Consider the following 12,363-nt stretch of genomic DNA (forward strand, 5'->3'; position numbering starts at 1 on the left):
CTGTGATTTCTCCGAGTTCGATACGATATCCACGTAACTTTATTTGATCGTCTTTTCTGCCTATGTAGGCAATGTTTCCATCTGGTAACCAACGTGCGATATCGCCTGTTTTGTATACGCGTTCGCCTTTTTTGAATGGACTTTCGATGAATTTATCTTTTGTAAGTGCTTCACGATTGATGTACCCTTCCGAAACTTGTACGCCGCCAATGAGGATTTCTCCTGAAACACCAATTGGACTCAGTTGCATGTCTTCGCCAACTATGTAAATGTTGGTGTTTGCAACGGGTTTTCCGATTGGAATGGTGACTTCGTAATCACTATTTGTTAAGTTGATTGCAGTGACATCAATTGCGGCTTCCGTTGGTCCGTAATAGTTGTGAATACTTGTGTTTGTAAATGTTGCTTTGAAATCCTTCACAAGTTGCACTGGCAATGCTTCGCCACTACAAATGATGTTTTGTAATGAGCTACATTTTTCAGCTTCAACAGTTTCAACAAAAACTGCCAACATGGAAGGTACAAAGTGTACTAAACTCACGTGATGTTTTTCTATCGTGTTTTGCAAATAGACTGGATCTTTGTGTCCTTCTGGTTTTGCAATGACGAGCTGACAACCTGTAATTAATGGCATCAATAATTCCCAAACGGAAACATCGAAAACATATGGTGTTTTTTGGAGTAAAACACTTTTTTCTGTAATGTTTACATCATCGCGCATCCATAAAAGTCTGTTTAGTAATCCTGAGTGTGCATTTTTTACTCCTTTTGGAAGTCCCGTAGTTCCTGAAGTGTAAATGGCGTACGCTAGTTGTGAAGGAACAATCGTTACTGCAACTGCTTCACTCGATAGTTGTTTTCCTTCAAGCTGATCTAAACATAGAATTTCTTTTTCAATAGTGTTAAAAAGTTCTGCTTGTGTAGAACTTGTCAAAACAACTTCTGCATTGATATCATTGATAATGAATTCAATACGTTCTACAGGATTGTTTGTATCAATTGGAACGTATGCAGCGCCAGCTTTTAGAATTCCTAAGATTCCGATGTACATTTCGAGTGAACGTTCTGCACAGATTGGCACAAAATCGTTCGCTTTTACACCTTTAGACACTATATAGTTTGCAACTTGATTCGATCTTGCATCAAGTTGTTGATAGCTTAGTTTTTCCTCTTCAAATACTAACGCCGTTGCATTGCCACGTTCAGCAACTTGCTGTGAGAATAAAGAGATCAAAGTTTCATCCGTTGTATATTCTACGGAAGTGTTGTTGAATTTATTTAATAATTCCGCACTTTCTTTTTCCGTGATGTACTGCAAATCAGAGATTGTATTTGCTGTTAGGAAACTTTCCAAAAGTTGTTCTATGTGCAACTCAATCATTGCAATCGTAGTTTCCGAAATTAGTGTATTGTTGAAACCAAATCGGATGGTAAGTCCTTCTTTTGCAGGAAGAATGATGAGTGATAGCGCGTAGTTCGTACTTTCCGTTCCTTTTACATCTTCCAAACCAAAACCTGAACGTTCACTGGTTTCGGTGTCGGCAGCGATTTCTTCTACAGGATAGTTTTCAAACACTACTAAACTATCAAATAATGAACTTTTGATGTTGCTTTGTCTTTCTACAGTACTTAGTGGTAAGTATGCATATTCTTCTCGTGCTTCTGTGTGTTCTTTTTGTAGGTTTTGCAACCATGTTGTAATGTTTTCGGCTCCGTCAATTGTACTCGCAACAGGAATTGTATTGATGTACAAACCTATTTTATCGTCAATTCCTTCTACATCTGAATCTCTACCAGATATTGTTGCGCCAAATACTACTTCATTTTGTTGCGTATATTTTGAAAGTAAGTATGCCCAACTTGCCTGTAAGAGTGTGTTTACCGTAATGCGTTGTTGTTCTGCAAAAGCGTATATTTTTTTGTTTAAGTCTGCTGTGAGTACAAATTCGCGTTCGGTATTTCCAAATTGTTTGTTTCGTTTGGAAACGTCTTTGATAAATGGCAAGTAACTTGGTTCCGTAATGTTTGCCAAATATGATTTCCAGTATGCTTTTCCGCGTCCTTCATCTTTTGAAATGATGTGACGAATGTGACTTCCATAGTTATCCACAACTGCGCTTGGCACAATTCCGTTTTCTTCAAATTGTGCGTAGGTTTCCATGAAGTTTTCCATGAGTCTGGAAAGTGACCAGCCATCCCATAACATGTGATGATTGGTAAAAATCATTTTGGTACGTCCGTTTCCTATATTGATGAGTGTGATGCGGAATAGTGGCGCATTTTGTAAGTTGAATCCAATATTTCGATCTTCATGTATGAACGTTTCCAATGCTGTTGCTTGTGCGTCCGCTGTAAGTTCGCAGTAATCTAAGGTCGTAATTGGAACCGCGACATCTTTGTATACACATTGTACAGGAATTGAAATGTTTTCCGTGTGAATTCCTGTGCGGAGAATGGTATGCATTTCCATGAGATGTTTCCATGCTTTTTCAAAAGAAGTGCTTGAAAACTCACCCACAATATCACATTGAAATTGTACTATGTACGCCGCCGTATTGTTGTTGTATAGACTGTGAAATAATAATCCTTCTTGCAATGGACTTAACGGATAGATGTCTTCTATTTCATATGGATGCACTTCAAGTTTTTTAAATTCAATAAGTTCCGTGTTTGAGATTTCGGTTGGCAATCCAAAATCATGCGCCGTTTTTGTTTTGGCTTTTACGGTTGTACAATGTGTTATAATTTCATCAATGGCGTCTAGGTAACGTGTTGCAAATTCTTTGATGGTTGCTTCGTGATATCGTTTTGCATCGTAATTCCAATCGAGTTGCAGTTCGCCTTTTACAACCATACTATTGATGGAGAGTTTGTGCGGATTTGCATTGTTACTTCCTGTTGTTTCTCCCGAAGCTTCATCTGCAAAACTGATGAATCCTTCTTTTTCATCCGAAACGCTGTTATCAAAACTTCCTAAATAGTTAAAAATAACATCTTCGTAAGCGACATTCAATTCTTCTCGTACATCCGAATCACTAGCGCTGTAGCGTAATGCGCCGTAACCAATTCCTTTGGTTGGAATGCGTCGTAACATATCTTTGATATCAGCCAAAAGTGTTCCTATGTTATCTGCCGTATTGAGTTGTAAACACACAGGATACATACTTGTAAACCAGCCTACGGTTCGGTTGATATCGACACCGTCAAAGAGTTCTTCACGTCCGTGACCTTCCATGGCAATTACCAAGCTTTTTCCTGTTACATATTCTTGCAACGCTACTGCCAATGCGGTAAGCAATACGTCATTTATTGCAGTTCCGTATGCACTGTTGACTTCCTGCAATAAAGTTTGAGTTTTTTCTTTGGCAATAGCAATACTGTAACTTTCAGTTTCGTTGTTGGTTATTTTTTCTGTGTAAGGAACATCGACAGGTAACGTTTTATAGTTTGCGAGTACTTTTTTCCAATAGTTATGTTCGCCTGTAGTGGCAATTTGATCTGCATATTTTTGCAATTCTGTAGTCCATTGACGGTATGAAGTTCCTTTTGCAGGAAGCGACGTATGTTCGTTTTCAATGAGATTTTGAAAATCTTCCAAGATGATTCGCCAAGAAACACCATCTACTGCCAAGTGATGTATTGCAATGAAGATTCTGTCTTTTTCCTCGTTTTCAGGTGTTTGCATCCAAACAAAACGTGCAATATCGCCTTCGTAAATGTCTAAGCTAGCTTGATGTTTGCTACAAACTGAGGTAATTTCGGCAACGTCCGAGATCATTTCTACTTGTAACGTTGTTTCGTGCGTACCATAAGTTTGAACTGGATCATGACTCGTTTCAACTTTTGTATAGTTGAATCGTAATGCATCATGGTGTTTGCAAATTTTGGCAACTGCCGTTTCTAGTGTTGGTTGTGTTATTGTTTTCGGAATTGTGAGTAAAACTGCTTGATTGTAGTGATTGAATTCTACATAGTCATGTGCAAAGAATTGCTTTTGAATTGGATGCAATGGCACTTCTTCTGCTAAGACACCACTTTCTTGGATTACAGTATCCGCTTCTTTGAGTTGTTTGGCAATTTCTGAAATGGTTTGGTATTGGAATATGTCTTTTACACTGTAAAATAAACCTGCTGATTTACTTCTACTGACCAACTGAATCGCTTTGATGGAATCGCCACCTAATTCAAAAAAGTTGTCTTCAGTACCGATTTGTTCAATACCAAGTAAGTCTTGCCAAATTTCTGTAAGTTGTATTTCCTGCTCCGTTGTTGGTGCTTTGTATGCTTTTGTTTGATATGCTTCTACACTTGGCGCTGGCAACGCTTTTTTGTCTACTTTTCCGTTGGTTGTTAGTGGAAATTGTGTGAGATTGATATAAGCTTTCGGAATCATGTATTCAGGAAGATTCGCTTCAAGTTGTGTTTGTAGATATTTGCTTTCTACCGTCACGTCTGAAACTGTGTATGCTACCAATTGCTTTCCGCCTTGCTCGTCATCTAACGCTAAAACTACCGATTGCTTTACTTCTTCAATTTGTTCTAATGCCGTTTCTATTTCGCCAAGTTCTACACGATAGCCACGAATTTTTACTTGATTGTCTTTTCGTCCAATGAATGCGATACTTCCGTTTGGCAACCATTTTACTAAATCGCCTGTTTTGTAGAGTTTCGAACCTTTTTGGAATGGATTATCAATGAATTTTTCTTGCGTAAGTTCTGGTTGATTTAAATATCCTTTGGATAAACCTGCGCCGCCAGTACATAATTCGCCTGCAACACCCATAGGTACAATGTCTAAGTTGTCATCAAGAATGTAGATAGAAGTTCCTGTTATTGGATATCCGATTGGAATGCTTTTGTAAGTTTCGGCATGTTTTGGAATGCGATAACAAGCCGTAAAGGTTGTATTTTCCGTAGGTCCATATCCGTTTATGATGGTAATTTCAGGTAATTTTTCATAAAGTAACGAAATGCTGGAAGGCGTTAATACATCACCACCGCACAACATGTATTGTAATGGTAATGCAGCAATATCGCTTTCAACCCATTGATCTAATAAACCTGAGGTAAACCATGTAGTATTTACATTGTATTTTTGAATGGTATCATTGATGAGTTCTAAATCGACTTCATCATGTGGATATACTATAACTTCTCCTCCATTTAGCAATGCGCACCAAATTTCAAATGTTGCCGCATCAAAGGAAATGGATGCCATTTGTAATATACGTGTTGCATCATTTAACGGTAATTGCGTCATATGTGCCAATCGGACGATAGCTTCATGCGTGATGAGACTTCCTTTAGCAATTCCTGAAGTTCCAGAAGTGTAGATAGCGTATGCCGAATCGGACGGTTTTCTGTCAATTTTGATATTTTCAGTATGTGGCATATCAGTTACCATCGTGTTGTATTCTATGTCAACAGAACAGAGACTTACATTGAGTTCCATTGCTTCAAATACGTCTTCCGAAGTAATGAGTAATGCTTTGATGTTTGTGTCTTGAACCATGAATGATTTTCGCGACATTGGATAGTTGCTATCAATTGGTACATAAGCTGCTCCCGATTTTAGGATTCCAAGGATGGAAACTAACATCCAATCGGAACGTTTCATCATGATACCAATAAAATCATTGTTGGTAATGTTGTAGCTTTCTTTTAGGTAATGCGCTACCTGATTTGCTTTTGTGTTGAGTTCGTTATACGTAAGTTGTACATCTGCATAACAAACGGCAATAGCATTTGGTGTTTTCTCCACTTGTGCTTCAAACAGACTGACTACATTTTCTTCTCTTGGATAGCTTGCTTTTATCGTACTAAAATCCGTTAGAATTTGTTTCTTTTCCGCTTCTTGCACATATTCAATAGCGCCAATAGTTGCTACATCGTTCAGGAAACTTTGCAATACTGTGTGCAAATGTCCTTTGATCATTGCAATGGTTTCGTCAGCAATTACCGTATTGTTGTATCCAAATCGGATGGTAATTCCTTCCGTTGCTGGAAAAACACTTAACGATAGTGAATAGTTATTACGTTCGACACCTTTGGCATTTTCGATCATGAATTTTGAACTTGATTCTGACGAAATTTCTTCTGCTGGATAGTTTTCAAATACAACAATACTATCAAATAAAGAACCGCTACTATCACTTTGTGCTTCTATCGTGTTCAACGACATAAAACCGTACGATTCTCTACCAATTGTATGTTCTTTTTGTAATTCTTGCAACCAATCTGTGATGTTTGTATCACTTTTTACCGTAGTACTTACAGGAATCGTGTTGATATACAACCCAACTTTGTCTTCTACGTTTTCAATTCCTGAATCTCTTCCAGAAATTGTTGCACCAAATACAACCGTTTCTTGATTGGTATATTTTGATAGTAAGTACGACCAAGCACCTTGTATCAAAGTATTCATGGTAATGTGATGCTTTTCCGTAAATGCTTGAATGTCGCCTGAAAATGTAAAATCGTGTTCCGTGTTTCCGAAAATCTTGTTACGCTTTGCTGTATCGTTGATAAATGGCAAATAACTTGGAGATGTAATGTTTGCCAAATACTTTTTCCAATAGTTTTCTCCTTGTATTTCGTTCATTCCTGAGATATGGCGAATGTGCGCTCCATAGTTGTCAAACGGTAATACAGGAAGCGTTCCGTTGGCTTCCAATTGTGCATAACTCGACATGAAACTACTCATTAATCTCGATAACGACCAACCATCCCACAACATATGATGGTTTGTAAATACCATACGTGTTCGGTTGTTGCCAATGTTTAACAATGCAATTCTAAATAATGGCGCATTTTCCAATACAAAACCTGCTGTTCTATCATTTTCAATAAAGGTTTCAACAGCACTTTCTAATGCTTCTCCTGATAAATTGCTATAATCGACATGTGTAATTGGTGGCGCTACTTCTTTGTAAACACATTGTACAGGAATTGCCAAATCTTCCGTAAATATTGCAGTTCTAAGAATGGTATGTTGAGCCATTAAATGTTCCCAGGTTTTTTGAAAACTAACTATGGAAAACGAACTTATGATATCACATTGAAATTGAATGATATAACTTGAAGTGTCTTCGTCGTATAAACTGTGAAACAAGAATCCTTCTTGCAGCGGACTCAACGGATACACATCTTCAATACTACTTTGATGCTTTTTAGCCGTCATAAAAGTAGCCAATTCCGAGTTGCCTATCGTAGCTGGCAATTTGTAATCACTTACTGTTTTTACTGGAACTTCGGTCGTTTTGCAATGTGCAATAATTGCCTGTAACGCTTGTATATAATTATCGGCAAGTTGTTTTATGGTTTCTTCCTGATACCTTTTTGCGTCGTAATCCCAATCGAGTTGCAAACTTCCTTCTACAATCATACTATTGATAGAGAATTTGTGTGCGTATTTGTTTTTAGGACTCATTGTTTCGCCAGCATTTTCCTTGGCAAAACCAACAATACTTTCTTTTTCAGACGACACACTGTTGTCAAAACTTCCTAAGTAGTTAAAAATGATGTCTTCATAATCAACAGACAAATCCATATTGATATGTTCATTCTCTGAAAGATATCGCAATGCGCCATATCCAATTCCTTTGTTTGGAATTTCACGAAGCATGTCTTTTGTATCTGCGACTAAAATTCCGATATCAGCAGTATTTAGCAAATCTAAACACACTGGGTACACACTTGTAAACCAACCGATTGTACGATTTATGTCGATGTTATCAAACAATTCTTCACGTCCGTGACCTTCCAATCCGATGACAACTTTTGGCGCTTGCATCCAAGACTGTAACGCCATTGCCAACGCACTTAATAAGATGTCGTTTATTTCTGTTCCATACGCTGTGTGTACTTCGTGTAGTAACGATTTTGTTGCAGATGCATCCAGCGAAACACTGTAATTTTTTGTTTCCTCAAATGTTATGGCTTCATCATAAGTTGTATCGGTTGGCAGACTCGTATGCTGTTCCAATACTTGTTTCCAGTAATTTGCTTCTTTTTCAAGCGTTGACGACGTTGCATATGTTTTCAATGCATTTGTCCATTGGCGATAGGAAGTTCCTTTTTCTGGTAGTGTAACTGCAATTCCTTGTTGTTGGTTTTCTAGAATTTTAGTCAAATCTTCTAATAAAATTCGCCATGAAACTCCATCAACCGCTATGTGATGAATTGCTATAAATACACGATTTTCCGTTTCACTTGAAGGTGTTTTTATCCACACAAAACGTGCAATATCGCCTTTTTCGATGTCTAACGTCGTTTGAGCATTTGCACAAATATTAGAAATTTCTTCGACTGTTTCTGCCGTTTCTACTTGTAATTCAAGTGTTTGATTTCCATACATTTGTGTCACTTTTTCATCCAATTGATATTGAAAACGCAACGCATCGTGTTGTTTACTTAACAGTTGTATTGCTTCCGCAAGATGTGCCTCTGTAACAATTTTTGAAACTGTTACCAATACAGATTGATTGTAGTGATTGAACGCTTCGTTTTCTTTTGCGAAAAATTGTTCCTGAATTGGATGTAAAATTGCTTCGCCTTCTAAAATTCCCGTTTCTTGAATTAGCGTACTTGCTTCTTTCACATGTACGGCAATTTGCGCAATAGTTTGATGTGTAAAAATATCGCGTACTTGATAGTGAATCGCGACCATTTTACTTCGACTGACTAATTGAATCGCTTTGATAGAATCGCCACCAAGTTGAAAAAAGTTGTCGTGTATTCCTATTTTTGGTATGCCTAGTACATTTTCCCAAATGGCTACCAATTGCTTTTCAGTTTCCGTTGTTGGTGCAACGTATTCCGCTTTTTGAACAGCAATTTGATCCAATGCTGGAAGTGCTTTTTTATTGATCTTTCCGTTGGCATTCAGTGGAAATTCGTCCAAACGCATAAAACGATTCGGAATCATGTAGTTTGGCAATTGTGTTGCCAATTGTTCTTGAATCTCGCTAAAGTCAATTTCTGTTTCCGAAGTAAAATATCCTACCAATTGTTTGCTTCCTGTTTCATCTTCTTTGGCAACAACAACCGATTGTTTGATTGTTTCCAACTGATCTAAAGCCGTTTCTATTTCGCCCAATTCTATACGATAACCGCGTATTTTGACTTGATCATCTTTTCGTCCGATGTACGCAATGTTTCCATCTGGAAGCCATTTTGCCAAATCGCCCGTTTTGTATAGCTTCTCGCCTTTTCTGAACGGATGATCTACAAATTTTTCTGCTGTGAGTGCTTCTTGGTTTAAATATCCTTTTGATAAGCCTTTTCCGCTGATGCACAATTCGCCAATAACGCCAATTGGCACTAATGACAATTGATTGTCTAAAACGTATAATTCGGTATTGATCGTTGGTTTTCCAATCGGAACACTTATTTGATCGTCCGTTAAGTTTTCAGTACTATAATACGAACTGTAAATGGTTGCTTCCGTTGGTCCGTAAATGTTTTCCAGTTTCGTCTCAAAACCTAGTTTATGATAATCTTTTACCAATTGAACTGGCAATGCTTCTCCTGCTAAGAAAAAGTATTCCAAACTTGAAAGTGTTTCTTTTTCAGCATACTGCAATTCTTCTAGTAAGACTGCAAACAACGAAGGAACTAAATTCAGATGTGTAATTTTGTGCTTTTGAATCTGTTCAATAATACTTGTAGCTTCTTTTTCTGCATTTGTTGGAAATACAACCACACTTCCACCTTCGTTGATCCAGCCAAAGAGTTCATGAACCGAAACATCAAATGCATAATTTGTTTTGAAGCCAATTCTGGCAGCGGCCGAAAAATTGTACAATTCAGAAAAACCGTTGAGAAAGTTGAATAATGACTTGTGTTCAATCATGACACCTTTCGGAATTCCTGTCGTTCCTGAAGTGTAAATGATGTATGCTAATTGATCGTCCTTTACGTTCGTTTCAAATTTAGAAGATTCATTTTCTAAACTTACAACGTCTAATGAAATTACTTTTTGAGTTGTGTCTGAAAATAATTTTTCCAATGAACTTTCCGTCAAAATGAGTTCCGCAGCAATATCTTTTAGGATAAAATCGATTCGTGTTTGTGGATTTGTCGGATCAATCGGAACATATGCATGACCAGCTTTCAGAACGGCAAAAATTCCGATGAGCATTTCCACAGAACGTTCTATACATAAAGGAATTAAGCTTTCTGCTGATACATTTTGTTTTTGAATGAAATTCGCAAGTTGATTCGATTTGTCTGCTAATTCTTGATACGAAAGTGTTGTTTCTTCAAAAATAATAGCCGTTGCATCAGGATTTTTCGCAACCTGATTCGCAAACATGTCTAATACCGTTTTGCCCGTTTCATACGAAACCGCAGTATTGTTGAATGTTTCTAATAAGTGTACTTTTTCAGTTGCTAACAAAATTGCACGACTATCTACTATTGCCGTTGCATTTTCTAAATAATTATTTAAAAAGTTATGCAAATATTCAACAACATCTTCTAAGCTGTGACCTGATTTTAACTTTTTGGTTTGACTTGCCGAAACGGTCAATTCGTTCCCCGTTAAACTCACGGTAATGTCTAAAAATGTGTTCGTACGTTCAAAATCGCCAACTGCCAATTCTGTTGTTTCTTTTTGATCAGCGTGCGCTTCAAACGCTTCGCTTTCCATCAGATTCTCAATGACATGGAAATCAACATAGTTGAACATGACATCAAAAAACGGATTGTTTTGAGAGCTTTCGTTGTGGAGTTTTGAGATTTCTAAGAGTGAAAATCTGTCTTTTCCTTTAAGTTGTTGCAGCGCCGTTTCTACTTGTCGTATGTATGCCAACCACGAATCGTTTCCAATGGTTTCCGTTTTGAAACGGAACGGCACTGTGTTAAGAAAACAGCCCAATAGTTTATCGCCATCTTCCGCAATTGGTCGTCTGTGCGAAACGGTTCCGACGGTAATGTCTTTTTCCAACGAGAATAAACTCAACGTGTATAGATATCCTGCAAAGAATAAACTTTTGGGTGCAATGTGATCTTTTTTACATTGGGTAACAATTTTTTCATAGAATTCTTGTCTGTAAATGATTCCTGTTTCGTGATAATGACGTTCGTTACTGAGAATATCTAAGCGTTTGTAATCTTGCAGTTTTTCTTTCCAATATGTGCTATTTTCCTCGTTTTTAAGCTCTAGCAAGTCAGAAATCACACTTTCTTTGAGTCCGATAGCTAGTTTTGAAGGCGTATAGTTTTCGTTTTTTTGCAACTCCAAATAGGTTTGCATGAGTTCGGAACGGAAACTTTTGTCCGACCAACCGTCAATGATGGCGTGATGGAATTGGAAAATGAACACTGAATCTGACGCGTTGATTTGAAAAATATGAATGCGCCACAGTGGTGCTTTTGTAACATCGAATGGATTTTCAGCACGTTCATTCGCTAAGAAATCTTTGATGTATTGTTCGCGATCTTCTTTTGTTTTTTCACTGATATCTTCAATGAGAATGCTTTTATGACTTGGCTTGTGAACAATTTGAACTGGTTGACTGAACCCATAGAGATGAAAAGATGTGCGTAGAATTTCATGCTTTTCTACTAATAGATTTAATGCTTTTTCCATGATTGGAATGTGCAACGCGCCTACTTGCGAAACCATTTGATCGTGGTAGATTCCGATTTCTCCATCGGCTCGCATCATTTCACTTGTCAACACCATTCCAACTTGAATATCGCTCATTGGATACGCGTTTTCGATGTCTTCTTTTTCAGGATAACTGTTGCGTACAGCAAGTGCAATGTCTTCTAGTTCTTTTTCTATGATTAAACGTGCTGACGTGCTTTCTTCTAACGCTTTATCTTCTCCTTGTACTAAGGTTGCTAGGTTTGTAATTGTTGGATTTTGATAGAATTTTGCCAATTCCACTTTGGTATCAAATTGCTTGTTGAGCATGCTGATAAGACGAATAATTTTGATAGAATCGCCACCCAATTCGAAGAAATCATCGTAAATTCCTATTTGTGGAAGTTCTAATTGTTCTTCCCATATGGCAACCAATTGTTTTTCTATTTCCGTTGACGGCGCGACATAGTTTGCTGTTTTGTAATCGTCAGTAGCTGGCGAAGGCAAGTTTTTCTTGTCTATTTTCCCGTTGGATGTTAATGGAAATTCGGCTAGTGAAACATATAGTTTTGGCACCATGTATTCAGGAATTTTGGCAAGCAATTCCTGTTGTACTATTTTTTGTTCAAAATCTTTTTCTGTAACTACATACGCCACCAATTGTTTGTTTCCAGAACTGTCTTCACGTGCTAAAACAACTGATTTTTTGATGCTTGAAACTTGTTCTAACGCAGCTTCTATTTCGCCCAATTCTATACGGTAACCGCGTA

Annotated in this window: 1 protein-coding gene; it reads right to left on the minus strand. The window is 37.6% G+C overall.

Annotated elements, in window-relative coordinates:
* A partial coding sequence (locus AA089_RS22020; RefSeq protein ID WP_046759183.1) for a non-ribosomal peptide synthetase occupies positions 1 to 12,363 on the minus strand: 12,363 nt, incomplete at both ends.

Source organism: Kordia jejudonensis (assembly GCF_001005315.1).
GTDB lineage: Bacteria > Bacteroidota > Bacteroidia > Flavobacteriales > Flavobacteriaceae > Kordia > Kordia jejudonensis.